The sequence below is a fragment of the Pseudomonas sp. GL_117 genome, assembly GCF_057835125.1.
In genome coordinates, this window is record NZ_CM174418.1 from 1377371 (window position 1) to 1402025 (window position 24655).

General features: G+C 57.3%; 28 protein-coding genes. 10 read left to right on the forward strand and 18 right to left on the reverse strand.

Annotated features, from left to right (window positions below; all coding sequences use genetic code 11):
* Window positions 1-70: 70 nt before the first annotated feature.
* The 3 genes from nth to metG form a co-directional block, all read right to left on the reverse strand.
* A complete protein-coding gene (gene nth / locus AC3ISR_RS06045) occupies window positions 71-709 on the reverse strand; it encodes an endonuclease III (protein ID WP_192297303.1) in 639 nt (212 codons plus the stop codon).
* Between the two features lie 185 nt (window positions 710-894).
* Window positions 895-1857: an electron transport complex subunit RsxB gene (gene rsxB, locus AC3ISR_RS06050; protein WP_192297302.1), complete on the reverse strand. Its 963-nt coding sequence runs from the start codon at window positions 1855-1857 to the stop codon at window positions 895-897.
* A 117-nt stretch (window positions 1858-1974) separates the two neighbouring features.
* Window positions 1975-4026: a methionine--tRNA ligase gene (gene metG, locus AC3ISR_RS06055; protein WP_192297301.1), complete on the reverse strand. Its 2052-nt coding sequence runs from the start codon at window positions 4024-4026 to the stop codon at window positions 1975-1977.
* A 171-nt stretch (window positions 4027-4197) separates the two neighbouring features.
* Between metG and apbC the strand changes: the two genes are divergently transcribed.
* Entirely contained in the window at window positions 4198-5292 is a 1095-nt protein-coding gene (gene apbC, locus AC3ISR_RS06060) for an iron-sulfur cluster carrier protein ApbC (RefSeq protein WP_192297300.1), read from the forward strand.
* A gap of 494 nt (window positions 5293-5786) precedes the next feature.
* Here the strand turns inward: apbC and fdxA are convergent, their stop codons facing one another.
* Window positions 5787-6110 (reverse strand): ferredoxin FdxA, encoded by a 324-nt coding sequence (gene fdxA, locus AC3ISR_RS06065; protein ID WP_192297299.1) that lies wholly within the window; start codon window positions 6108-6110, stop codon window positions 5787-5789.
* Window positions 6111-6252: 142 nt separating this feature from the next.
* The gene (gene mutS / locus AC3ISR_RS06070) at window positions 6253-8832 is read right to left on the reverse strand and encodes a DNA mismatch repair protein MutS (protein ID WP_463983377.1); all 2580 of its coding nucleotides are present in this window, start codon (window positions 8830-8832) and stop codon (window positions 6253-6255) included.
* A 205-nt stretch (window positions 8833-9037) separates the two neighbouring features.
* Between mutS and AC3ISR_RS06075 the strand changes: the two genes are divergently transcribed.
* Window positions 9038-10336: a PIN-like domain-containing protein gene (locus AC3ISR_RS06075; protein WP_489324617.1), complete on the forward strand. Its 1299-nt coding sequence runs from the start codon at window positions 9038-9040 to the stop codon at window positions 10334-10336.
* A 26-nt stretch (window positions 10337-10362) separates the two neighbouring features.
* Here the strand turns inward: AC3ISR_RS06075 and AC3ISR_RS06080 are convergent, their stop codons facing one another.
* The 12 genes from AC3ISR_RS06080 to AC3ISR_RS06135 are packed head-to-tail and all read right to left on the reverse strand — an operon-like array spanning window position 10363 to window position 16906.
* Complete coding sequence (locus AC3ISR_RS06080) at window positions 10363-11595, reverse strand: site-specific integrase (protein WP_489324618.1); 1233 nt, start codon at window positions 11593-11595, stop codon at window positions 10363-10365.
* Entirely contained in the window at window positions 11562-11759 is a 198-nt protein-coding gene (xisR, locus tag AC3ISR_RS06085) for an excisionase family protein (RefSeq protein WP_042944248.1), read from the reverse strand. The genes AC3ISR_RS06080 and xisR overlap by 34 nt, the downstream gene beginning before the upstream one ends.
* Entirely contained in the window at window positions 11756-13501 is a 1746-nt protein-coding gene (locus AC3ISR_RS06090) for a DNA cytosine methyltransferase (RefSeq protein WP_489324619.1), read from the reverse strand. Before AC3ISR_RS06090 ends, xisR begins: the two co-directional genes overlap by 4 nt.
* Window positions 13498-14175 carry a hypothetical protein gene (locus AC3ISR_RS06095; RefSeq protein WP_489324620.1) on the reverse strand — a complete coding sequence of 226 codons (678 nt, stop codon included), beginning with the start codon at window positions 14173-14175 and terminating at the stop codon, window positions 13498-13500. The genes AC3ISR_RS06090 and AC3ISR_RS06095 overlap by 4 nt, the downstream gene beginning before the upstream one ends.
* Window positions 14172-14714: a phosphohydrolase gene (locus AC3ISR_RS06100; protein WP_489324621.1), complete on the reverse strand. Its 543-nt coding sequence runs from the start codon at window positions 14712-14714 to the stop codon at window positions 14172-14174. Before AC3ISR_RS06100 ends, AC3ISR_RS06095 begins: the two co-directional genes overlap by 4 nt.
* Window positions 14711-14932 (reverse strand): hypothetical protein, encoded by a 222-nt coding sequence (locus AC3ISR_RS06105; RefSeq protein WP_489324622.1) that lies wholly within the window; start codon window positions 14930-14932, stop codon window positions 14711-14713. The genes AC3ISR_RS06100 and AC3ISR_RS06105 overlap by 4 nt, the downstream gene beginning before the upstream one ends.
* Window positions 14929-15327 (reverse strand): FliH/SctL family protein, encoded by a 399-nt coding sequence (locus AC3ISR_RS06110; protein ID WP_489324623.1) that lies wholly within the window; start codon window positions 15325-15327, stop codon window positions 14929-14931. The genes AC3ISR_RS06105 and AC3ISR_RS06110 overlap by 4 nt, the downstream gene beginning before the upstream one ends.
* Window positions 15328-15375: 48 nt before the next feature.
* A complete protein-coding gene (locus AC3ISR_RS06115; RefSeq protein ID WP_489324624.1) occupies window positions 15376-15702 on the reverse strand; it encodes a pyocin activator PrtN family protein in 327 nt (108 codons plus the stop codon).
* Window positions 15653-15871, reverse strand: coding sequence for a hypothetical protein (locus AC3ISR_RS06120; RefSeq protein WP_489324625.1), 219 nt, complete (start codon window positions 15869-15871; stop codon window positions 15653-15655). The genes AC3ISR_RS06115 and AC3ISR_RS06120 overlap by 50 nt, the downstream gene beginning before the upstream one ends.
* Window positions 15858-16142 carry a phage antirepressor KilAC domain-containing protein gene (locus tag AC3ISR_RS06125; RefSeq protein WP_489324626.1) on the reverse strand — a complete coding sequence of 95 codons (285 nt, stop codon included), beginning with the start codon at window positions 16140-16142 and terminating at the stop codon, window positions 15858-15860. The genes AC3ISR_RS06120 and AC3ISR_RS06125 overlap by 14 nt, the downstream gene beginning before the upstream one ends.
* 9 nt (window positions 16143-16151) lie before the next feature.
* Entirely contained in the window at window positions 16152-16733 is a 582-nt protein-coding gene (locus AC3ISR_RS06130) for a hypothetical protein (RefSeq protein WP_489324627.1), read from the reverse strand.
* The gene (locus tag AC3ISR_RS06135) at window positions 16730-16906 is read right to left on the reverse strand and encodes a hypothetical protein (RefSeq protein WP_489324628.1); all 177 of its coding nucleotides are present in this window, start codon (window positions 16904-16906) and stop codon (window positions 16730-16732) included. Before AC3ISR_RS06135 ends, AC3ISR_RS06130 begins: the two co-directional genes overlap by 4 nt.
* Before the next feature lie 188 nt (window positions 16907-17094).
* On the opposite strand from AC3ISR_RS06135, the gene AC3ISR_RS06140 reads away from it, so the two are divergent.
* Window positions 17095-18306, forward strand: coding sequence for a putative phage abortive infection protein (locus AC3ISR_RS06140; RefSeq protein WP_489324629.1), 1212 nt, complete (start codon window positions 17095-17097; stop codon window positions 18304-18306).
* Window positions 18307-18322: 16 nt separating this feature from the next.
* Here AC3ISR_RS06140 and AC3ISR_RS06145 read toward each other — a convergent pair whose 3' ends face one another.
* Window positions 18323-19048: a LexA family protein gene (locus AC3ISR_RS06145; RefSeq protein ID WP_489324630.1), complete on the reverse strand. Its 726-nt coding sequence runs from the start codon at window positions 19046-19048 to the stop codon at window positions 18323-18325.
* Window positions 19049-19126: 78 nt separating this feature from the next.
* Here AC3ISR_RS06145 and AC3ISR_RS06150 point away from each other — a divergent pair, with 78 nt between their 5' ends.
* The 7 genes from AC3ISR_RS06150 to AC3ISR_RS06180 all read left to right on the forward strand — a co-directional run bounded on the left by AC3ISR_RS06150 (window position 19127) and on the right by AC3ISR_RS06180 (window position 24654).
* Window positions 19127-19387 (forward strand): hypothetical protein, encoded by a 261-nt coding sequence (locus tag AC3ISR_RS06150; RefSeq protein ID WP_122426250.1) that lies wholly within the window; start codon window positions 19127-19129, stop codon window positions 19385-19387.
* Between the two features lie 329 nt (window positions 19388-19716).
* A complete protein-coding gene (locus AC3ISR_RS06155; RefSeq protein ID WP_489324631.1) occupies window positions 19717-20235 on the forward strand; it encodes a phage regulatory CII family protein in 519 nt (172 codons plus the stop codon).
* Window positions 20228-20455 carry a TraR/DksA C4-type zinc finger protein gene (locus AC3ISR_RS06160; RefSeq protein ID WP_463983328.1) on the forward strand — a complete coding sequence of 76 codons (228 nt, stop codon included), beginning with the start codon at window positions 20228-20230 and terminating at the stop codon, window positions 20453-20455. The genes AC3ISR_RS06155 and AC3ISR_RS06160 overlap by 8 nt, the downstream gene beginning before the upstream one ends.
* Window positions 20445-22661, forward strand: a complete 2217-nt coding sequence (locus AC3ISR_RS06165) for a VapE domain-containing protein (protein WP_489324632.1) — start codon at window positions 20445-20447, stop codon at window positions 22659-22661. The genes AC3ISR_RS06160 and AC3ISR_RS06165 overlap by 11 nt, the downstream gene beginning before the upstream one ends.
* Entirely contained in the window at window positions 22654-23019 is a 366-nt protein-coding gene (locus AC3ISR_RS06170; RefSeq protein WP_099587398.1) for a PA0613 family protein, read from the forward strand. The genes AC3ISR_RS06165 and AC3ISR_RS06170 overlap by 8 nt, the downstream gene beginning before the upstream one ends.
* Before the next feature lie 527 nt (window positions 23020-23546).
* Window positions 23547-23891 (forward strand): phage holin family protein, encoded by a 345-nt coding sequence (locus AC3ISR_RS06175; RefSeq protein ID WP_191947147.1) that lies wholly within the window; start codon window positions 23547-23549, stop codon window positions 23889-23891.
* A gap of 199 nt (window positions 23892-24090) precedes the next feature.
* Window positions 24091-24654 (forward strand): terminase small subunit, encoded by a 564-nt coding sequence (locus AC3ISR_RS06180; protein WP_489324633.1) that lies wholly within the window; start codon window positions 24091-24093, stop codon window positions 24652-24654.
* The last annotated feature ends 1 nt before the right edge of the window (window position 24655 follow it).

Genomic DNA, 24655 nt, shown 5'->3' on the forward strand with positions numbered 1-24655 from the left:
TTATAACGATAATCCATGAATGGGTAAAAAAGATTTTTTCAATCGACAGATCAAAAAAACCAATGATTGCTCAATCGTCTGATGTCTTGTCCTTGTATTCGCACAGGTCCTCGATGCGACAGCTGCCGCAGCGCGGCTTGCGCGCCTGACAAACATAGCGCCCATGCAGGATCAGCCAATGATGGGAGTCGAGCAGATACGGCTTGGGCACGAACTTCATCAATTGATTTTCCACCTCGACCACATTCTTGCCGCGGGCGATACCAGTTCGGTTACTGACCCGGAAAATGTGCGTGTCCACCGCCATGGTCAACTGTCGGAACGCGGTGTTGAGCACGACATTGGCGGTTTTGCGCCCTACGCCGGGGAGGGCTTCCAGCGCTTCGCGAGTTTGTGGCACTTCACCGCCGTGCAGCTCAACGAGCATCCGGCAGGTCTCAATCACGTTCTTGGCCTTGCTGTTGTAGAGGCCGATCGTCTTGATGTACTCCGATAACCCATCGACACCCAAGGCATGGATTGCCGCTGGCGTGTTGGCTACCGGGTACAGTTTGGCCGTGGCCTTGTTGACGCCTACGTCGGTGGATTGTGCCGACAGGATCACCGCAATCAGCAGCTCGAACGGCGAGGAGTAGGCCAGTTCGGTTTTGGGTTCCGGATTGTCTTCGTGAAACCTGCGGAAAATTTCCAGGCGTTTTACGGCGTTCATGGGACGAGTGGTTCCTTGCCGGTGTTCAGCGTGAAGGTGAAAAGGGTCCAGGCCGGGCCCCTGCCAGTAGTAACCCCAGCAGGATAAACCCGGTAGGCATCAAAGTGGTGTCTGCCTCGCCGCGTAACAACCCTAGCGTGAGCGCAATGCAGCAAACAGTTGCCGACCGTTCTCAACGTTGCAGGTCACGTGCCCAGGGCATCGACTTGACGTTGCGCTTCATCGAGCCGGTTTTGTGCGTCGGCCAGTTCTTGCGGGGCGGCCAGCCGATCCTGCGCTTTCTTCAGCTCGGCGCGGCGCATCGCCAGCTGGATTTTGGCGCGTTTGAGTTCGGCAGTATTCACGGGCGACCGTGGCATTGCTGGCGTGCTGTCTGGTTCCAGTGCAGCCAATGCGCGTTCCGCGGCCTCAAACTGCTGTTGCAGGACGATCAACTGAGATTGCTGTTCAAAGGTCGGTGGATGACCAAAGGCTTTCAAGGACTTGTGCAGCTGTGCGCGGCTCATCGCCAGCTCAATCTTGGCCTTCTTCACCGCTGCGTCCGTAATCGCTTGCAGGGCATCTACCGGCGCGGTTTCCGTCGGTGCCGGTCGTTTGGTCCGTGCCTGGCGCTCGGCGAGCCGATGCTCCTCTTCCCGCTGCAAGCGCGCGTTGCGTTGTTCGTAGCGACGCCGTGCCCGGTCACGCTTGAGGCTGCGTTCGTGGCGCTCGTGATCATTGGCTGCCAGACCTCCCACGATCGGCAGCACGCTGACCAATGGGCGCATTTCAATGCAATCGACCGGGCACGGCGCCACACACAAATCACAACCCGTGCATTCGTCGACGATCACTGTGTGCATCAACTTGGCGGCGCCCACAATCGCATCCACCGGGCACGCCTGGATGCACTTGGTGCAGCCGATGCACTCGGCTTCGCGGATGTACGCAATCTGCGCCGGAGCTTCGCCACGGGAGGTATCCAGCGCCAGCACCGGCACGTTCAGCAAGTGCGCCAGGCCGGCGATGGTTTCCTGTCCACCAGGCGGACACTTGTTGATGGCTTCGCCGCTGGCGATGCCCTCTGCGTAAGGCTTGCATCCGGGGTGCCCGCATTTGCCGCATTGGGTCTGCGGTAGCAGCGCGTCGATACGTTGAATGAGGTTCATGCTGTGATCATTGGCGTGCCGGTAGGTTAGACAAACAGGGTCTGATTATCCGGCAAGCGAAAAGGGGGAACTAGCTGAAAAGCCCTGTCGCCGAAGCGACAGGGCCGTCTTGCAGGCTTACTTGATCCGTTGACCCGGCTTGGCGCCGCTATCAGGGCTCAGCAGGTAGATCTCTTCACCGCCAGGACCGGCCGCCATCACCATGCCTTCGGAGATGCCGAACTTCATTTTCCGTGGCTTGAGGTTGGCGATCATCATGGTCAGACGACCATCGAGTTTGGACGGGTCCGGATAAGCGCTCTTGATCCCGGAGAACACGTTGCGTTGCTCGCCGCCAAGGTCCAGCGTCAGGCGCAGCAGCTTGTCGGCACCTTCCACGGCTTCGGCTTTTACGATCAGCGCGACACGCAGGTCGACTGCGGCGAAAGCGTCAAAGTCGATTTCCGCAGAGATCGGGTCTTTGGCCAATTCACCATTGCCTACTGGCGCAGCCGAGCCGGTATCGGTCTGGCTGGCGACCAGGTCTTCTTTCGAAGCGTCGGTCATGGCCTGGACCTTGAGCGGGTCGATGCGGGTCATCAGCGGCTTGAACTCGTTCAACTGATGGTTGCTGAGCAGGGTCGCGTGGTCCTTCCAGGTCAGCGGCGCAACGTTGAGGAACGCCTCGGCGTCGGCGGCCAGCAGCGGCAGCACCGGCTTGAGGAAGATCACCAACTGGCGGAACAGGTTGACGCCGGTGGCGCAGATCGCCTGGACTTGCGCCTGCTTGCCTTCCTGCTTGTTCAGCGACCACGGTGCCTTGTCGGCGATCCAGGCGTTGGCGCGGTCGGCCAGGCCCATGATTTCGCGCATGGCGCGGGCAAAGTCGCGGGCTTCATAGGCTTCGGCGATGCTCGGTGCGGCGGCCAGGAACGCGTCGGTCAGTTCCGGTGCGGCATTTTCGGCCACCAGCAGGCCAGCGTTGCCCTTGTGGATGAAACCGGCGCAACGGCTGGCGATGTTGACGACCTTGCCTACCAGGTCCGAGTTGACCTTCTGTACGAAGTCTTCCAGGTTCAGGTCGAGGTCGTCTACGCCACGGCCCAGCTTGGAGGCGTAGTAGTAGCGCAGGTATTCCGGCGACAGGTGGTCCAGGTAGGTGCGCGCCTTGATAAAGGTGCCACGGGACTTGGACATCTTCTGGCCGTTGACCGTCAGGTAGCCGTGCACGGCTATGCCGGTCGGCTTGCGGTAGCCCGAACCTTCAAGCATGGCCGGCCAGAACAGGGCGTGGAAGTTGACGATGTCCTTGCCGATGAAGTGGTACAGCTCGGCGGTGGAATCCTTGTTCCAGAACGCGTCGAAGTCCAGCTCCGGGGTGCGATCACACAGGTTCTTGAAGCTGGCCATGTAGCCGATTGGCGCGTCCAGCCACACATAGAAGTACTTGCCCGGCTCGCCCGGGATCTCGAAGCCGAAGTACGGCGCGTCGCGGGAGATGTCCCACTGTTGCAGGCCGCTGTCGAGCCACTCGGAGAGCTTGTTCGCCACGGCGTCCTGCAGGGTGCCGCTGCGGGTCCAGGTTTGCAGCATCTGCTGGAAGTCCGGGAGCTTGAAGAAGAAGTGTTGGGAATCCTTGAGCACCGGGGTGGCGCCGGAGATCGCCGACTTCGGATCCTTCAGCTCGGTCGGTGCGTAGGTCGCACCGCATTTTTCGCAGTTGTCGCCGTACTGGTCTTCGGTGCCGCATTTCGGGCAGGTGCCCTTGATGAAGCGGTCGGCCAGGAACATCTTCTTTTCCGGGTCGAAATACTGGGTGACCGAACGCTGGTCGATGTGCCCGGCATCCTTCAAGCGCAGGTAGATCTGGCTCGACAGCTCGCGGTTTTCTTCGGAGTGGGTCGAGTGGAAGTTGTCGAAATCCACCAGGAACTCGGCAAAGTCGGCGCTGTGTTCGGCCTGCACGTTGGCGATCAGTTGTTCCGGGGTGATGCCTTCCTTTTCGGCGCGCAACATGATGGCCGAACCGTGGGCGTCGTCCGCGCAGACATAGATGCATTGGTTGCCGCGATGCTTCTGGAAGCGCACCCACATATCGGTCTGGATGTACTCAAGCATATGGCCAAGATGGATGGAACCATTGGCATAGGGCAGGGCGCTGGTGACGAGGATCTTGCGTGGCTCGGACATGGGGCTCGGCTACTTGATGAAACGGAGGTCGGCCACTATAAAGCGCCGGGAAATATATTTCACCCCGTGACGCTGTTTCAGCATCTTCCAAACCTGCGAAAGCATGCCGTTGAGCCATAGGAACGGTTAGGATAGCCGCCTGTTTCAGTCAGTCTTTTTCGGGAGTAGCCCATGAGCGCCGTGAATCGCGCAGCGGTGGAAGCCGTTCTTCGCCAGTACACCGACCCCTATTTGAACCAGGACCCGATCAGTGCCGGTTGTGTGCGCGCCATCGAGATCGAGGGCGAGCGGGTGTCGGTCCAGTTGGAACTGGGTTATGCCGCCGGTCTGTTCAAGAACGGCTGGGCGCAGATGCTGCAGATGGCGATCGAAGGCCTGGACGGCGTGAGCTCGGCCAGGGTCGACATCCAGTGCGTGATTGCACCGCACAAGGCCCAGGCGCAGATTCCGGGCCTGGCCAATGTCAAGAACGTCGTTGCTGTCGCTTCCGGCAAGGGCGGCGTCGGCAAATCCACCACCGCCGCCAACCTGGCGTTGGCCCTGGCGCGTGAAGGCGCCCGCGTGGGTATTCTCGACGCCGACATCTACGGCCCGAGCCAAGGCGTGATGTTCGGCATCGCCGAAGGCACCCGACCGAAGGTCAAGGATCAGAAATGGTTTGTGCCGATTGAGTCCCTGGGCGTGGAAGTCATGTCCATGGCCTTCCTCACTGACGACAACACCCCGATGGTCTGGCGCGGCCCTATGGTTTCCGGCGCGCTGTTGCAACTGGTAACCCAGACTGCCTGGGGCGACCTGGATTACCTGGTGATCGACATGCCGCCAGGCACCGGCGACATCCAGCTGACCCTGGCGCAGAAAGTCCCGGTGGCCGGCTCTGTGATCGTCACCACGCCCCAGGACCTGGCGCTGCTGGACGCGAAAAAGGGTGTGGAGATGTTCCGCAAGGTCAACATCCCGGTGCTGGGCGTCGTGGAAAACATGGCGGTGCACATCTGCTCCAACTGCGGTCACGCCGAGCATCTGTTCGGCGAGGGCGGCGGCGAGAAGCTGGCCACCCAGTACGGGGTCGAACTGCTGGCCTCGTTGCCGTTGTCCATGCTGATTCGTGAGCAGGCCGACGGAGGCAAGCCTACCGTTGTCGCCGAGCCTGACAGCCAGATCGCCATGATTTATCAGGAACTGGCCCGCCACGTAGGCGCGCGGATCGTCCTGCAGGAAGCGGCTGCACCGGCAATGCCGACGATTACCGTCAGCGACGACTAAGCGACGTGAAGGAGAAAAGCCTCGACGGTGTCGGGGCTTTTTCATGTCTGCAGAACGCTCAAGGCCTGCCAGTTACGCTTTTACGCAATTGCTCGTGTAAGCAATTACTTACTTTCTCGTAAGTGTTTGGTTTTTTTAGCCGCCATGGGCGTCTCGAAACACTCGGGTCGTTTTCTATCCTATTGAATAATAACAATTATTTACTTTTGTTCTGAGGCGCAAATCTCTCGGCCGGCGGCTGGGTTGCCGTTGAACTTCCTTTGGAACTCTTTAAGATCGGCCCCGTGTCCACGGATTGACACAGCCATCAAGGAACGATGGTTTGAAGGAATGTCGCAGGATGCGATTCATCAGGATGATGAAAAGGAATACAGGGACTAGGGAAAAAATGTGGGCGGGTCATACCGCCCCTTTTTTTGCCTGTAGAAAAGTGAACCCCAGCCTGCAAAACGCAAAAAAGGCCCTTGAGGGCCTTTTAAGTCGTAGCAAACCGATCAGCGAATCAGATCAGCGATCTTGCCGGGCTTGCCATCCCATTCAGCTGCATCTGGCAGCGAATCTTTCTTCTCGGTGATATTTGGCCAGATTTCCGCCAGCTCGACGTTGAGCTGAATGAACTGTTCCATACCTGCCGGGACTTCGTCCTCGGAGAAAATTGCGACGGCCGGGCATTCCGGTTCACACAGGGCGCAGTCAATGCACTCGTCCGGGTGGATGACCAGGAAGTTCGGGCCTTCGTAGAAGCAGTCCACCGGACATACTTCCACGCAGTCGGTGTACTTGCACTTGATGCAGTTGTCGGTGACGACGAAGGTCATTTCTAATTCTCTCCTCAGGCGGCGGCGGCGAAACCCTTTGTGGCAGGGCTCGCGAGGTTCGGGAGTGGTAGTCTGCGGACCAGGCTAAGAGCCCGCAGCATCCCAAACCGCGCGAGAGTCTACCAGCTTGCAAGCCTCAGCGTTATATCCGAGTCTTCAGTGCATATAACATTTCGAGCGCTTTTCGCGGCGTCAAGTCATCCAGGTCAAGCTTTGCCAATTCATCCAGCACCGGGTGAGGCAGGCTGGCGAACATATCGCTCTGGTGCGGCGCGGCGTTTTTGCTCGTGGCTTTGGCGGGGCTGGCGACCACGTTTTCATGAGGCAGCGCCGTGGTTTCCAAGCGACTGAGGTGCTCGCGGGCGCGGCTGATCACGATGTTCGGTACGCCGGCCAGTTGCGCCACAGCCAGGCCGTAGCTCTGGCTCGCCGGCCCTGGCAGCACGTGGTGCAGGAACACGATGCGCTCGTTGTGCTCGGTCGCGTTGAGGTGCACGTTGGCCACCAGCGGCTCGCTTTCCGGCAATACGGTCAGTTCGAAGTAATGGGTGGCGAACAATGTATAGGCGCGCAGATGCGCGAGGCGCTCGGCGGCCGCCCAGGCCAGGGACAGGCCGTCGAAGGTGCTGGTGCCACGGCCGACTTCGTCCATCAGCACCAGGCTGCGTTCGGTGGCGTTGTGCAGGATGTTGGCGGTTTCGCTCATTTCCACCATGAAGGTCGAACGGCCACCGGCCAGGTCATCGCTGGAGCCGATCCGGGTGAAGATGCGGTCCACCAGGGACAGCTCGCAACTGGCCGCCGGCACAAAGCTGCCGATATGCGCCAACAGCACGATCAAGGCGGTCTGACGCATGTAGGTGGATTTACCGCCCATGTTCGGACCGGTGATTACCAGCATGCGGGTGTAGTCGTCGAGCGACAGGTCGTTGGCGACGAACGGTGTCGTCAGCACTTGCTCTACCACCGGGTGACGGCCCTGGACGATGCGCATGCACGGCTCGCTGACAAAACGCGGGCAGTTCAGGTCAAGGTTCAGTGCACGTTCGGCGAGGTTGCTCAACACATCCAGCTCGGCCAGGGCGGCGGCGGTGTCTTGCAGCGGTGCCAATTGGCTGATCAAGTCCTCAAGCAAGGCTTCATACAGCATCTTTTCCCGGGCCAGCGCACGGCTCTTGGCCGACAGCGCCTTGTCTTCGAACTCTTTGAGCTCCGGAGTGATAAAGCGCTCGGCGCCCTTGAGGGTCTGGCGACGTTGATAGTCGATAGGCGCCGACTCGGCCTGCTTGCTCGGCAACTCAATAAAGTAGCCGTGCACACGGTTGTAGCCGACCTTCAAGTTGGCCAGGCCGGTACGCGCTTTTTCGCGGGCTTCCAGGTCAATCAGGAACTGCCCGGCGTTTTCACTCAGGGCTTGCAGCTCGTCCAGCTCGCTGTCGTAACCGGTCTTCAGCACACCGCCGTCACGAATGATCGCTGGCGGGTTGTCGATGATGGCTTTTTCCAGCAGCGCCGCCAGTTCTGGGTAGGTGCTGGTGGTCACGGCCAGCTGTTGCAGGTGCGGCGTGTCCAGATCGGTCATCGCGGCCTGCAATTGCGGCAGTGCACCCAGGGCATCGCGCAGGCGCGCCAAATCACGGGGGCGCGCATTGCGCAGGCCGATCCGCGCCAGGATGCGTTCGATGTCGCCGATTTCCTTGAGCTGCGGCTGCAGCTTTTCAAAGCGATAGCCGTCCAGCAGGCAAGTGATGGACGACTGACGCGCCTGCAGCACGCTCAAATCCCGCAGCGGGCGGTTCAACCAGCGGGTCAGCAAGCGGCTGCCCATGGCGGTCTGGCAACGGTCGACCACCGATTGCAGGGTGTTATCGCGCCCGCCGGCCAGGTTGGTGTCCAACTCCAGGTTGCGACGGCTGGCGCCATCGAGCACCACGGTATCGTCCAAGCGCTCATGGCGCAGGCTGCGCAAGTGCGGCAGGGCGGTGCGCTGGGTTTCCTTGGCATAGCTGAGCAGGCAACCGGCAGCGCCGATGGCCAGGGTCAGGGTTTCGCAGCCAAATCCCTTCAAGTCTTGCACGGAGAACTGCTGGCACAGACTTTTCAGCGCCGAATCACGCTCGAAATCCCACGGTGCACGACGCTTGGCCCCACGACGCTTTTCCGCCGGCAAGTCCTTCGGCCAGTCATCCGGGATCAACAACTCCACCGGATTGATACGCTCCAGTTCTGCCAGCAGGTTCTCCCAGCCCTTGATTTCCAGCACGCTGAAGTTACCGCTGGTGATGTCCAGCACCGACAGGCCGAACAAACGCTCATCGCCCAACACCGCCGCAATCAGGTTGTCGCGACGCTCATCCAGCAGCGCCTCATCACTCACCGTCCCCGGCGTAATAATGCGCACCACCTGACGCTCCACCGGCCCTTTGCTGGTGGCTGGGTCGCCGATCTGCTCACAGATCACCACCGATTCGCCCAACTTCACCAGCTTGACCAGATAACCTTCCAACGAATGGTAAGGAATCCCACACATCGGAATCGACTGCCCAGCCGATTGCCCACGGGCAGTCAGGGTGATGTCCAACAGCTTGGCGGCCTTCTTCGCATCTTCGTAGAAGATCTCGTAGAAGTCGCCCATGCGGTAGAACATGAGCTGATCAGGGTGCTGGTTTTTGAGTCGCCAGTACTGCTGCATCATCGGGGTATGGGAGGATAAATCTGAAATTGTCTTATTCATCAGTTGTTTAGAGATTTCTGTGAAAATGTGTGGGGCAAAAATGGGGCATTCCAATGCTGGAAATTCTGGAAGAGGACCCCTGCAAAAAAAGATGGACACATTAGCACACGGGGGGCTAGCCGAGCTGGGTGCGGCAGGTTAGCTTTAGGGGGGCTGATGTCAACTTGCTAGTACTTTTTTACTGGAGCGCGTAATGAAGAAGGAGTTCCCTGGGTTCTTTGCCAATCACGGTGGTGACATGGAAAGGTTATGGGAGGACAGCCTTTTTGTTCTAGATGCTAACGTATTACTGAGTCTCTATCGTTATTCGGATGCAACGCGAGCGGAACTTCTTCAAGTTTTTAGATCTTTAGGAAATCGTTTGTGGGTGCCTCATCAGGTAGTTTATGAGTATCTCATCAATAGGCTTAAGGTTATTGGTGAGCAAGCTAAGGTGTATGAGGATTCAATTAAAAGTGTTGAGCTAATTAGAAAGGGGTTGGAGAATAATAATCACCATCCATTTGTAAGTGCGAATACTTTGGTTGAGTCGGTAGTAGTGTTTGAAAAGCTCTTAGGGGAGTTGAGTGCTAATAAATCGGTGCATGAAGGTCGAATAAATTCCGATGAGATCAGGGAGCAGTTAATATCGCTTCTTGAGGGAAAAGTCGGAGGCGGATTCGATAGAGCTAGACTCGAACTAATTTTAAAGGATGGAGCGTCACGCTACGAGCAGAAAATTCCACCTGGTTATAAAGATATTAAGAAGGGCAGTGATACGGTTGTTTTTACTGAGATGTGTAAGCCATTTGGAGATTATATTGTATGGTTGCAAGTGATTGAAAAGGCTCAGTTGTCTAAAAAACCTGTAATATTTGTTACGGGGGATAATAAGGAAGACTGGTGGTTGACTTTTCAGGGGAAAACTATTGGGCCCCAGCCTCAACTGGTTGAAGAGTTTTTGCAGGAGACAAGTCAGCAATTTTATATGTACCCCCCTGATAGATTTTTGGAGCGTGCTAACGCTTTCTTGAAGCAGGAAACGTCACAAGAAGCGGTGAATGAAATTAGAAATCTTCGTGATGAGAGTGATGATCTAAGCCTGGCGGATGCTGCGTTGCTTGATTTCACGGTTAATGAGGCTTGGCCTGTTGCTAAAAAAGGGGTAGATGCGTTTGGATTTGCTTTTGGTGATGAGTATAAAAGAGATAATTTTAGAGTTCACGAACAGATAAAAGCTGTGCAAAAGCAAATTGAAGAGGTTGAGCATAGATTGGAGTTCGAATTCAGACTCCATAGAAAATATGCATTAGATTATGAGTGTCTTAAAGATGATGGTTTTGGTGGTGCGCCAAATGAGGTGGTTCTTTCTCAGCAGGAGCAACAAATTGAGGAGTGTAATAAGTCTATTAGTTATCTTGAGCATGATTTAGCTCGTTTGAAACGAAAGTTGGTGGACTTGTCTGTAGTCAAAAAAGATTTGATTGGTAAGTATTATTATGGGAAGAGCTGATACCTGAGGTTTGCGTTGGTCCTCCCTTATTTAATTGCGGACCATATTTTTTCAAGCTCATTTGGCGACTCATCATCCATCCATTTTGCGTATACCTCAACCAGCATGGTGAAGTCTTTGTGGCCCATCTGCTTTGCGATGAATGCAAGGTTTCCACGAGCAGTCAGGCACCAACAGGCGTAGGTATGGCGAGTTTGGTAAGGGCGACGCGGACGAATGCCGGAGCGCTTCTGCACTGCCGACCACTTGGTGTTCCAGGCGGTAGGGACGTACCAGAAGTTTATGATCTTTTTGCGTGCCTGGGTCGTTGGCGAGAGCAGTGGTGTGACCTTTTCCCTCCTGCTCTCGTGCCTGTTTTGGAATACCTCTATAGAACGCGCGGGGTGATCTGCAACAAGTGACATAAGAACCCGGCAGGCTTCTACTGCTGGAGGCATCAACAATACTGAACGTGGCTTCCCTGTTTTGGGAACTTTGAATGTGCCGTTGGCAGTTATGGCGCGGGTAATGTTGATCAGCCCTGCGTCCAAGTCGATGTCCTCAACAGCCAGCGCACATAGTTCACCTGGCCGAATCCCGGTATACACGGCTAAAGTAATCGCTGCAGCGTCCTGGGAGTGGAGGCATCCTTTATTAACTAGCAGTTGGAACTCATCTCTCGTAAGCGGGTCCGGGTCTTGGCCTTGCATTGCGAACCTATTGCACGCTTCTGATAATCCCTTACGGCAATATCCATTGGTCTCGCACCATCCCAAGAAACCGGCAAATGTAGCGAGGTAGTGATTTACGGTTGATGGCGCTCGATCTGCAATGAGCAACGTCCTCAGCAACTGAATGTCTTCGGGCAGCAAAACGCCAGCGAGACGATCAACCCCGACCAGGGCTGTGCATATGTCCAAGGCGTAGCCGTACTTCTCCTCCGTCATTGGGGTGATGTCCACTGCCTTCAGCGGCTTGTATCGCTCCAGCAGCGCGCCGAGTCTTTCGTCCTTGGCGCTGCTGTAGTTGGTCGCGTGCTTCGAATTAGGAAAGTGTCTGCCATAGTCAAAGTGGCCGGTTTTGATCTCATGAAGAATTGCCGCCCTCAAAAGGGCGGCATGCTTGATATTGGCTTTTGTGATCGGAAGGCCAAGGGATTCGCGGCAGCGTATACGCCGCCACATGAACACGACGCGCAAGTTGCCGCCGTGGATCTCAATCCCTTTGTGCTTTGCCAGCTCGGTTTCTAGGCCGCTTCCTGAGGTGCGCTCTCGGCCCACTTGTCATACTCCGTCATGTTAATTGCGATGCGGCCGTCTGGCGTCTTACGCCAGATCCGGCCTTGGGCCCAGGTACCGTTCTTCACTTTGTGGCGTATAGCGTCTTCGCTGTAGCCCGTGAGTTCAGAGGCGCGACTGATCATTACCCAGCGAGGTAGGCTCATGCTGCTTCTCCTATAAGTTCACGCTCATCCACGTCCTTGTTGGCACTGATCAGCGCCATCATCGGCCACGGCGACACCGAGTTGCCCACCATCAACACCTGAGTCTTGTTGCTGAATTTCCGGCCGTCGTGCCCTCGATCAATCACGTAGTTGTCGGGGAAACCCTGCGCACGGTAAAGCTCACGCGGGGTGAGCATGCGCATGCCGATGTCCACGATCACATACGGCGTGCCCTTGATCGTCACCGTCACAAGCGCCAAGCGATCCCGCGTGGTGATGGTCGCGGCCGGGTTGCGCAGGTCGTAGGTGTTGTCGCTGCCGTAGTAGCCCATAAGGAAGGCGGCAACACGCATAGCGCCTGCCTCGGCCTCGTGAGCGAGCTTGTACTCAACCAGCGCGTGATGTTCGGCGCCGGCCGTGATGGTCGGCACCAGTTCGTCCATGGCCCGGCCAACGCAGTTCCTGCGAAGTGTCGATAGGTGCGCGGTGACGACTTGCTGCTGACTGCCTGTGGTTGTGATGGCTGTCAGGGGGGTTGCAGGGTGATGCCCTGGCGTTTCGTTGTACCCGCCGTTGTGCTGTGCAACATAGGCTACGGCCAGCGCGAAGTGCCCGCCCTTCACGCCGCTGCAAATTGTGCGCAGGGGATCATCACCTGGCATGTTGCGCTGGCTGCTGCCATTGGCATGTTCGGTGATGAAGGGCGCGAGCTGGGGAGTGACAAGTGCAAAGCCCTGAGCGCCCGTGATGGTCTTTGCCGGGTCGTCCACAGATTGGCAGCGCGCCAGATCGTTGCCTGTGTGGTTCACACTGACGATGAAAGGGGTCTTGTGCTCGATGACGTAGCGTTTGGCGCCTTTGCGCAGGCGTTCCATCGTGTTGGGAACCAGTGGTCGCTTGACGCCTGCAGCACGGCCTTCTTCCTTGGTGAGGAAAATGCTCGGGCATGGGATCGACCAGTCGATGCAGCTGGCGGCGGTGCGGTACGCAGATTGCCCTTTGCCCGGGTTCTTGAAATGTGTAGGTTCCGGCCAGCGCAGTGGCTGTCCGTCACGACGTGCGATCAGGAACAAGCGCTCGCGGGTGGTAGCGGCGCCGAAGTCACAAGCCTTGAGTTTGCCGTACATCAGGTCGTAACCCATGGACCGCAGGATGCTTTCGAAACGACGCCAGGTCTGTCCCTTGCGCTTTGGATCGGGCACCAGGTACTGATCCTGCACCGGCACACGTTCGCCGGCAGCGGCAACGGTCAGATCCCGGCGGATCACTCGGCCAGTCTTGGCGCAGCGCTTTGCGATCAGTGGACCCCATTGGAGGATCTGCACGACGTTTTCCATGGTGATCATGCGGGGGCTGGCTTGGCCTCCCCATTTAAGGATTACCCACGATTGGGAGCGGCTGGTGGTACTGCGCGCCTGACCGCCGGCAGCAAGGCTGTGGTGGGTGCATTCAGGGCTGGCGTGCAGGTGGGCAACTGGGCGGCCGCGAGTTGCCACACGCGGGCACACGTCGTAGACATCGGTGATGTAGTGCTCGGCGCTCGGGTGGTTGCGCTTGTGCATGCTGATCGCGTCGGGGTTGTGGTTGATGGCGATGTCGACCGGCATGCCGGTGCCCATCTCCTGGCCCATGGTTGCGCCTCCGCCGCCGGCGAAGAGGTCAACGCGGATCTCGCCGGCGAAGTCGAGGCCGAACTGGGTTTTGACGGCGGATGTGATTGGGGTTGGATTGAGTGCAGTCATACCCGTTGCTCCCTGACATACAGCGGATCCGCGCCAATGAACACTTCTTCCGGTGCCTCCGGCCACTCCTCGCGGATCGTGTCGAACTCGCCCTCGTTCCAGATTCGAAGGAAAGTCATGCCCTCTTCTGCAGAGAGAGCGAACTGGATTGCTGCTATCGATGCCTCGTTGTCTGAATGATTGGCTGTACCACAAGGCGAGCATGTGTAGAGCGGGACTTTGTATTTTGATACTGCTCCAGAGCGGACCACTGCGAGTCGATCTGTACCGCCTTGTAGGTATTCAAGATCCTTCAGACCGATATGGCATATTGGTTGTGCATCGACCTGAGTCTCGCTGTGGACTCCATTTGAATCGGTTAGACGGAATCCAGCTGCATGGATTCGCCCAGCTGTCTGACGGCCCACTCCGTGGATGCTCATCAGCGCTTTGAGTTCGGCTTTATACCCCACGGCAGGCTGCGCGAGCGGGCGTTTCTGAGCGTTTAGCGTTGCATCAGCGAGCGCTGCCCCGCGCAGCTTTTCGTGGGGTACAAGTGCCTCGGCAGTGGCGCTGGTAGGAGCAGTAATGCCTGCTGCTGCGCAGCAGAGACTGTTTGTTTCTAGCGTGTCGCCACCACTGGCTGTGCGGAGCAAAGCGGGCAGGGTGCTGTTGTTGTCCTGGTGGTTCTTCATGCCGCTTTCCTCCGGTGTTCGATAGCGAGTTGGTCCATCAGGCGCTGGTGGTAGGTGAGTCGGGCTTCTGCGGTAGGCCATGGACGGATGGTTTCGGCCATGGGTTCGATGCCGACCAAGCAATCCCAGATAGCCGGATCGGTTGGCATGAGGTCGCGGCGCTCTGTCGCCAGTGCAATCAGGTCGGCCTTGTAGATGCAGGCGGGGAGTTCAGGAACGATGTCGAACCGCTCGCAAATGCGCCACCAGATGCAGTCCTCGAAGTGCTGGTACGCGCTAATCCACTGCTTGAGTGGCCGAGTCATGTCGCCCACGTACGCCTCGGCGGCGTCGTGGAGCAGGGCCGCGAGTTTGTGCTCTTCCGGCACCAGATCGGCGACGATGCAGCTGTGTTGGGCCACGCTGTAGAACTCGCGGGTGTGGCCGTTGAAGCGGCACAGGTGGGACAGCGAGTGCGAGATGTCCCGTGGGTCGATCATGTCTGCGTCGGGCTCGAACAGGTCGAAGCGTTTGCCGGTGGAGGTGAGGATCCAGTTCATGCGGCTTCCCTCACAAGATCGGCCAGCAGCAGGGCGTTGGCAGTGGCTTTGTGCAGCTGACGCAGTGCGTCGTGGCCGATCAGTGCTTTCAACTGGCGGTCGAGTTCCTTGTTGTAGCGTGTCAGTGCGCGCAGTTCCTGTGTCGCCTTGGTGTGCTGCTGTTGCAGTGTGCCGGCGGCCTGAGGTGTCAGGCGAAGCGTTTGGATGGCCTGGCTCATGCCGCGTCCTCCTGAAAGAAGGAGTCCAGCCCTGCAGCCATGTTCAAGGCTTTGTCACGCAAGGCAAGCGCCTGTGATGCGTGGCTTTCTGCTTTAACCGCTCGGAAGGTATCAGCGGCCAGCTTGAGCTTTTCTGCTATGGCGAGAAGGTCTAGGCGGTCCTGTGGTTCCCGGTGCAATATTTGTTCAAGACGCTGGCAACGCGTCGCCACCTTTTCGATAGAGCGTGCGTACGCGGCTGAGGCATCGTCCTGCCCCATGGTGAAACCATCAGAATGGCCGTCTTCGTAACCGTCATATTTACCGTCAGTGAGGCCGCCTCGGTAGCCGGCCCAATAGAGGATTGCGGCGGCGGTAATGAGGCTGATCAGTACGCAAATTTGAATTGCAGTCATGTGGTGTGCTCCTGGTAGTTTCGTGGCTGGTGGTGGCAGCCGTCTGGGTTACTGGTCTTGCTCGGTTGAATCGTTTTGTGGTCGCGGCATGTCTTCGTCCGCTCGGTAAGCGCGGATGTCGATCAGTGCTGCGACGTGTTTGATGTGGGCATACCGGATCGCCTTGACGCTGTTGTCCAGGGTGGTCACCGGCAGTTGAATACGCCCGTTGGCGATCGCCTCGGTGAAGGTTTTTTCGTTGAGGTTCTTGAAGTAATGCACGCGCAGCTTTTCCAGGGGGATAAGTACGTCGCCGAAGAGTTGGTGCAGCATCTCGACGGTGGCACTATCCGGGGCGGGTAGCAGTCGTAGCGGCGTCTGGCTGTTGTTGCTCATGGGCTGCGGCCTCCTTGCGTTTGAGTCGTGAAGGGTGGTTCCAGGCGTTCAGGCAATGGCGTTTGGTCAGCTCCCGCAGATGCTCCGGCACTTCGAGGAGCGCAGCGTTGCGCTCCTCGCGTGTGCCCATGGCGACGATCTGGCGGGCGTACTCCCTAGGCCACGTCACGATTGTCTGCCGGGATGGCTGGCAGTTCGAGCCCCAGCTGGTCGGCGAGCCAGCGGATGCCGGCTTGTCGGACCTTGGTCGACTGGCTGTACTGCATGCCGGCGGTCGCGTGAAACCAGTTGCTGTCCTTGACGCGCAGGTACTCGCGATCTCGCACCGGGAATGCCGGCAGGTTGCGGTCGTTGAGCAGGCCCTTTTGACGCATGAGCAGGATCAGCTTGGGGCGGGTGAGGCCGAAGTACTTGGCGGCTTTTTCGAGGCTACGTTCCATCGCGACCTCCTAGGCTGCATGCGCGGCGGGAGTCGCCACGGCCGCCAGGTGGGTGATGGATTCGGCGACCATGGAATAGATCTCCACGTCGCTGCCGTATACCGTGAAGCACTTCGAGCGCGGCTTTCTGACGCCGATGCTCATTATGGTGGTGATGCCGGCGCGGGATTTGTTGCGGTGGATCGCCAGGTTGATCGGTTGCTCAAAACCCATGTCGAGGCTGAGCGCGCCGCCGGTTCGCACCAGGTCGAACACCTGTTGCCTGTGTTCGGTTTCAAACACGCCGTAACGGCGATCAGCGTGCGGCGTGACAGGTGCTTCGGCAGGGTTGGAAGGCCCGTTGACGATCTCTTCAATGAAGTCCGCAAGCTCGAGGTGCATCTTCTTGCTGTTGGTGAGGGTCAGCGTGTGGCGTTCGCTACCCAATTCAACGGTGAAGTGCGTGTCGGCAATGCGGCGTTCGACTTTCAGGCGAAAGGAGAGGGCCTGGCGCTGCGTCTCGGTGCGCAGGAGGTGGCTGAAGGTTTCGGTCAGGCTGACCTGGGCCTTGAGCAGGGCCAGGGTGCGGTTGTCGAGTTTGTACTTGTTCATGCCGCTTGCCCTCCGTCGTTCGGATCGAACGGAGTAGGCGCGGTGCGCTGTTTCAGCTTGGGTTTGGACGCGATGAAGGCGCAGCCGCAGTCTTGTGCCAGGCGGCGGATTTCGAAGATGCGGGAGGGGTTAGCAGCGGCAGGGTGGACGTGCAGGGTGGCTGTGGTGTGCATGGTGTTGCCTCGCTCTGTGGTGGAAGAGTGAGTGAAATATCAACCACTGGTTGAATTATGTCAACCTCTGGTTGATTTTCTGTTTGGTCGTTTTATATGGCGAAGCTTTTTGTAATGTCAGATTGCCGCGTCTTAGGTAAAATCAGGAAAAGGCCGTTGTGCTGCTCATCTTAATGGACTCTTGGAATATGGATATTGTTGTACTTGCTTTATTGCTTTGGTGCGGAGTAACTATTTTTCCATTACCTGGCTGTTTCGATGCTGTATCAAATTTTTTTGCTTTTCATAAAAATAAATTATATGTCTCTTTTGTCGAGGTCTTGTCTGAGAGCAATAACAAGGCTGAGAATAATTTATTGTCCAAGGTTTTCTTTAATATAATATTTGGTGCTATCGGTGTAGTGGTATTGTTATTTATTATAGATATTTGGATGGTTAGGAATCACGAGGACGTTGCGGGTATTTTTGGCGATTTCTTCGGAGGTGTTTTGAATCCGATTTTGACGTTTCTAACTTTTTTGGGATTGATTGTTACCATTATTGTTCAGCGCCATGATCTTCGATTGTCACGGATTGAGTACGAACGTACGGCTGAGGCACTGACTACTCAATCGGTTGAGAATACCTTTTTTAATACCCTTGAGTTGCACAATAAAATTTCTGAAAATATTAAATTTGATTTGAGTGCCTTTGGCGGTTCCGCGTATAGAGAAAAGATGTCAGGTATAAAGAAGTTTTTAAATGCGGGGTTTTTAGAAGAGCCACGCGATGACAATGGAAATACTGTAGTGCGGGTGGGGAAGAATTATTCGCAACGCGTGGAGTCTGCCCCGGCTATAGCCTCGATCACAGTTTTTGAGGGAAGAGCAGCTTTTCAGGAGATTTTAAAATATCTGTCCAGCGATTCTGCAACACCTAAACAAATTGTGAAGAGGTACATGCAAATACAAGAAGAGCATAACCACATAGTAGGTCATTATTTTAGAAATCTTTATCAGGTTTTAAAGATGATCGATCGTTATGATGAGTCGATTGTTTCTTGGGATAGCAAGAAGAAGTATGCGAGCATACTGCGAGCTCAACTCTCAACTAAGGAGTTGGTGTTATTGTTTGTGAATTGTCTCGATAATGTGTGTGATAAAGGGCAGTTTAAAAACTATTTGATTAAGTATAAGATGTTCGAGCATTTGAATTGTAGGGAGGTTCGGGGCGTTAAAGGACGCTTTCAGTTAGGTGGCGGGACGGGTATTGCTGTAGATCGTTCGATGCTACTGCAATATAAGCATCCTAAAGAGTTTCCTACCTTAGATCTTGTTAAGGTATATGGCGGTGCTTTTGGGAAGAATAGAGGGGTGCCTTACGATTTGGCGCGCAAAAACTACCTGGAGGATGACGAGTAAGGAAAGCTTGTGAATTTTATTCTGGAATAAACGAGCCTACTACTTTGCCGCAAATATGAGTCTCTTCTGTAATGTCTATTATTGGGTATTGAGGGTTGATGGGTTTTAGAAACTGGCGACCGGCGTCTTCCACTAATACTTTGAATGTTGCTTCATTGGTGCGTGGAACTCGGGCGATCACACGATCACCAGTCTTAGTTTCTGCTTCCGGGTCAACAAAAATAACGCAGCCCGTCGGATAACTCCGTCCAGGTCCAGGGTTTGTCATGGAGTCACCGAGGACTTTCAGCGCATAGCCACTATTACTGATAGGTACAGGACAGGATAGCCAGGACTCACCATCGTGCTGTTCAAAGTTTGACTCGCACCATGCCCCGGCCTGCACCCACGAAATTAATGGGACCTTTCCGATGTGGCGAGTTAACTTGCGAACATTACTCTCTCCCCCTTCGCTGAACTGATAGACGTTGCTTTCCCCGGATTGCTTTTTAGGCAGCACACCATACTCCAGCCACTCCCTCCGAACCTTCAACCATGAACACAGCACAACCATGCTGTCTGCCTCAGGTATGGATTCACCATTCAGCCACTTACTGATGGCCTGAGTGCTTTTTTCAGCCCCAGCCTTCACCAAATGCTTATGAATATCCACGCCACGACCCCGGGTGCGTACACCGGCATCGTCGAGTGCTTCGTGAAGGCGCGCTGTGAAAGCTGCCCGTAGCTCGTTCTTATCAACCATGAGTTGATACTCTCACAGGGGTTGCGCAATAGTCAGTTGATGTTAATATCAACCGCGAGTTGATAAATGGAGGTTGCCATGCTGGACCCCGCAGATTTTCCGAACGCCATCGCGTTCGCATTTGAAGCAGTAGGCGGCATTGGAGCCGCCGCCAAGGTATGTGAAAGGAGTTATCAAGCGCTCAACAAATGGCGCTTGGCAGCCAGTCTTCCCCGCACTGATTACACAGGTGAAACCCACTACGCGAAACTGTTGGCGACCGCCGCAAAGCAGAAGGGCAACGCGTTTGACGCAGCCTGGTTGCTCAATGCATCGGCGCCGCAGAAAGCCACAGTGTAGATAGAAAAAAGGCGACCCAAGGGCCGCCCAGTTCCTCCCGGCACACACCACCACAGTGCTGTCGGGTCGCGACGAAGGTAGGAGGGCACACCACATGCAAACCACCTCCCTTTATCGCGCTGCCAAGACACGGATGTCTTGGGTTGCTGCCTTTTCCACCACAGATTAGGCAGCTGTTGCGCCAGAGGTGAACAACGGATTGTTCGCCTCGGCACGGTGCCGGTTTCGATCCCTAAGATCTGGCCGGCGTTTGGGCCCTTTCAAGCCACGCGGCAAATGTAACACCACTGCATGTCGCGGGGCACTGGCAACTTTGTAGGATTAATGCCATGAGCCGAGTAGCTTTAAGCTGTGTTGATAGAGCGCAAAGGGAAGTCCTGACGCTCGAATTAGCCCTGTACCACGCCGCACGGGATTATCCCGGCGGCGCCGCTGCAATCGCCGCCACCACCGGCCGCAATGCCACCACCTTGCAGCACAAGTTGTCCCCCACCCATCCCTCCCACACGGTCAACATTCAAGAGTTCGGCGAGATCCTCGAACTGACCAAGGACCGGCGCATCCTCGACGCGGTGCATGCCCTTGTCGGCGATACGACCTGGCAGGAGCTGGCTGAAACCTACACCAGCGACATGCCTGAGACCTTGACCACCGGGATTGCCGGCTACTTCCGGCAGGTGGCCGATCTGGCCGACACCTGGGCCAAGAGCATTGGCGATGGCGTTGTGAGTGATCAGGAACTGGCCGAGATTCGCCTGCAGGTGTTTCGCGGCATTCAGGGGCTGCTGGGGATGTTCAACCGCGCCAAATACGTCAACCAGACAACTCGGGGGACGGACCGTGGCTGACATCGCTGATTTTGCAAATGACCTGGTGCAAGAGCGGATCGATCAAGCCGTGGCCGCACGCCTGGCGCTGATGTCGAACGCGGCACCGCATTCCCTGATGTTCTGTGACGACTGTGAAGAACCCATCCCTGAAGCGCGCCGCTTGGCGCAGCCGGGTTGCACGCTCTGCATTGGTTGCAAGTCTGCTGATGATCTGAGGGCCTCTCGTTATGCTCGATGACGTACTGAATCAATTCGCCGACTACGGCCTCGAACCCGCCCAACCCCTGATTTTCGGCAAACTCACCCGCTGCAAAACCACCCAGGACAAGGGCAAGGAAAAAAACGGCTGGTACGTCATCCACGAACACCACACCGAAAAAAACGAGACGCTGATCTTCGGCAGCTTCGGTGACTGGCGCTCCGGCGACACCCAGAAGATCAAGGTCAAGGCCGGGCGCATGAGCCCGGAAGAGCGCGAAGTCATGCGCGCTCGCCAGGAAGACGCTAAGCGCAAGGCCGCCGAGATCGCGGCCAACGCTTCACGTCGAGCGGCCAACCGTGCCGCCGGCCTGTTCAAGCGCATGCCCGAAAAGGGCAAGAGCGCCTATTTGGATCGAAAGCAGATCGTCGGCTTCAAAGTCCGCTATGCGCCCCGTACCGGCGCATTTTTGGTACCCATGTGCAACGTGCGCGACCAGATCGTCGGCCTGCAGGTGATCTTCCCCGCGAAGCAAGAGGACACCGGGCGCGACAAAGCGTATTGGCCTTACGGCATGTCGAAGGAGGGCGCCTTCCACCTGATCGGCCCACACCCCGAACCCGGTGAGCCGGTGCTGGTGTGTGAGGGCTACGCCACCGGCGCAAGCCTGCACATGGCGACCTCGCTCACCGTCGCCATCGCCTTCGACGCGGGCAACTTGCTGCCGGTCTCCAAGGCCATGCGCGAGCGTTTCCCCGGCTGCCCGCTGATCATCTGCCGCGACGACGACTGGAAGACCAAGCGCCCCAACGGTGACGCCTGGAACCCGGGCGAAGAGAAGGCTGCCAACGCCGCGCTGGTCGTCGGCGGGCAAGTGGTCGCCCCGGTGTTCTCCGGCGAGCGCGAGATCAAGTGGACCGACTTCAACGACCTGCACGTCGCCGAAGGTTTGGAGGCCGTCCGCCGCCAGGTGCTGGCGGTGGTCAAGCCACCTGCAGCGGGGGGCTGGAAAGACCAGCTCGCCCGCACCGAAAACGGCTCCCTGATCGCGCACATGCAAAACGTCGAGCTGATCCTGGGCAACGACGAGCGCTGGGCCGGTGTCATTGGCTACAGCGTGTTCAGCTCCAAGATCGTTAAGCTGCGGTCTGCGCCCTTCGGTGGCGGCGCCGGTGACTGGGCCGACATCGACGACATGCGCGTGATGAAGTGGCTCGCGCAGCAATACAACCTGCGGGTCAAAGCCTCCCATGTGATCGAGGCGGTCAGCGTCGTCGCCCACGACCACGCCTTCCACCCAGTGCGCGAGTACCTGGAGAAGCTGGAGTGGGACCGCGTGCCCCGTATCGAAACCTGGCTGACCGACGTGCTGGGCGTCAATGCCAGCGAGTACTCGGCCAAGGTCGGCAAGCGCTGGCTGATTTCCGCAGTCGCACGGGTGATGCGCCCAGGCTGCAAGGCCGACTCCGTGATGATCCTCGAAGGTGGGCAGGGCGCCGGTAAGTCCACAGCCATGGGCGTGCTCGGCGGCGAATGGTTCATGGACACGCCTTTTGCCCTCGGCGACAAGGACAGCTTCCAGGCGATTCGCGGCAAGTGGATCGTCGAGCTGGGCGAGCTGGACAGCTTCAACAAAGCTGAAAGCACCAAGGCCAAGCAGTTCTTCTCCGCGTCGACCGACACCTACCGAGAGAGCTACGGCCGCAGAACGAACGACGTGCCACGCCAGTGTGTTTTCGTGGGCACCACCAACCAAGAGGAGTACCTCAAGGACGCCACGGGCAACCGTCGCTACTGGCCTGTGTTCTGCAACAAGGTCGACCTGGAGCAACTGCGTGAGATACGCGACCAGCTATGGGCCGAGGCGTTGTTCTGCTTCGAGGCGGGCGACATCTGGTGGGTGAACAAGGACGAATCCAAGATGTTCGCCGAGGCTCAGGATGAACGCTTCGTGGTCGATGAATGGGAAGGGCCGATCCTGGCCTGGATGGAAGAGTCGCAGATCGGCGAGACCGCCACCGGCAACGAGATCCTGATCCAGGCACTGAAACTGGACGTCGGCCATTGGGGCAAGCCCGAGCAGATGCGGGTCGGGGCGATCATGCACCGGCTGGGTTGGCGCAAGCGGCGCATGCCGGCGTTGCCGAAAAGTGGGATACGGCCATGGGCTTACGAGAAACCTGCGGGTTGGGGCCGCACGTCTGCGTTGCAGCAGTCGGTGATCGAGGAGCCTTGCTTTGATTAAGCGAATCGACGAAATGCTCAAACTGTGGGCGCAGGATCTGCATTCGCCTGTGCCGGAAAACGCGGGCGGGCCGAGTGGCGGCAACATGATCGCCATGTTGATGGAGTGTAAAGGGGAGTTGATACGCGGCACGCGGGGTAGTCGGGTGCTGCTGGATGAATCGGCCGACATCGAGCTGATCGTCAACAAACACCTGCCGCCGCAGCTGTCGGTCGTCGTGCGCGAGCACTATTGCAACCACGAAAGCTTCCTGTCACAGAAGTACACCCACTGCGGATGCAGTCGGGACACGTACTACCAGCGCCTGCACGAAGCCCACCTGCACATCGCCGGCATGCTGATGGGGAAGGCTGCATGACCCTCGGCATCAATCCGCGTGCCGCTGTCCTACTGTCCAGCCTTGTCCGACTGCCACTTAGTGCAGTTGGACAGGCGCAGGCCGCGCCGTTGTTGGCTTGTCCTACTGTCCAACCTTTACCCGCCCCACGCACACATGAGCATAGCGGGCACGTAATCGCGCCCATGGCGCGCACGCGTGCTTTTAGCTTTCTCTCTATACACAAGAGAAAAGTAAAAAAGGTAGGACAGTAGGGCAGAGCCCCGAATTCAGGCGCCTGTAGCTGTCCTACTTCGATCCAGAACAGTGGGACAGGTCAGACAGGGCACCAGAAGCGATAGCCGATTGAATGCATTGTCCCTCCGTTGTACCTGCGTCATACCCCTGTCGCACCCATATTGCGCCATGGCATTAAAACTTCCTTGCTGCCACCGGAATCCACCTGTAAAAAGTACCCATCTTCGATAGGTGCGACCGCAAGCAGCGGGACACACCACCACACTGAACCCGGCCATTGCGCCGGGTTTTTGCGTTTATGGGGTAGGGCGATGACAAACGAGCAGCAAGCGCTTATTGAGATGCCGATCTGGATGGTGATCGTACTGTCCCTGGTCGGCGGGATTTCCGGCGAGGCATGGCGGGCCGACAAGGCGGGGGTGAGCGGTTGGTCTTTGGTTCGCCGCTTGCTACTCCGCTCCGGGGCCTGCGTGGTCTGCGGGCTTTCCACCATGATGTTGTTGCACGCCTCGGGCATGTCGGTGCTGGCGGCGGGGAGCATCGGCTGCCTTACCGCGATGGCCGGCGCCGATGTCGCCATCGGCCTGTACGAACGCTGGGCCGCCAAGCGGTTGGGCGTGTGCGATGTGCCGCCCTCCGGCGGTGGTCAGGCGTGATTCGCTGTAGGCCACGGAATACGTGGCCTGTAGGGAATTGCCCCGAAATGGAACGCCGAAAAGTCGCCGGGGACCCTGGTGGCATTCGAGGGACACGGGGCATGAAACCCGCGGCTTTTCGTTAGTGGCTGGGTTTCAAAGTTAGTTGACTTCAGTTGACTGGTTGACCAGTTGACCGGGCTGGGACATAGGAGGGTTTATGGCTTTTCTGACTCGTAAGGAATACGGCACGTTGAAAGGCTGGTCCAAGCAGCACATCAGCAAGCTGATACTCAATAATCGCCTGGTTTTGGATGAGGCAGGGTTGATCGATGTTGATGCTAGTGAGCAGTTCCTGGCGCTGACACGTGATCCAAGCAAAGGTGGTGTGACTGCTCGTCATAATCAAGATAAGCAGGCAACAACCCAGACTCCTGCAGTATCTGTGCATCAGCCGGCTCCCAGCGGACAGCCGATAATCCCCGATTATCAACGGTCTCGCGCCCGTCGTGAGCATGCTCAAGCTGAGCAAGTTGAAACCCAGGTCAGAAAGGAAAACGGTTCCTTAGTTGAGGCTGAAGTGGTCGACAAAGCGGCTTTTGAGGCCGGGCGCATGCTGCGGGATCTTCTACTTGGCCTGCCGCCTCAAATCGCTTCGGAACTGGTTGCACTCACTGATCCTTGGGAAATCGAAAAACACCTGACGGCGGCGATCAGAAGAACCCTTGAAGACGCTGAGCGCATGTCAATCAGCGATCTTTCCCGAGTCCTAACCAAGAGCTGAC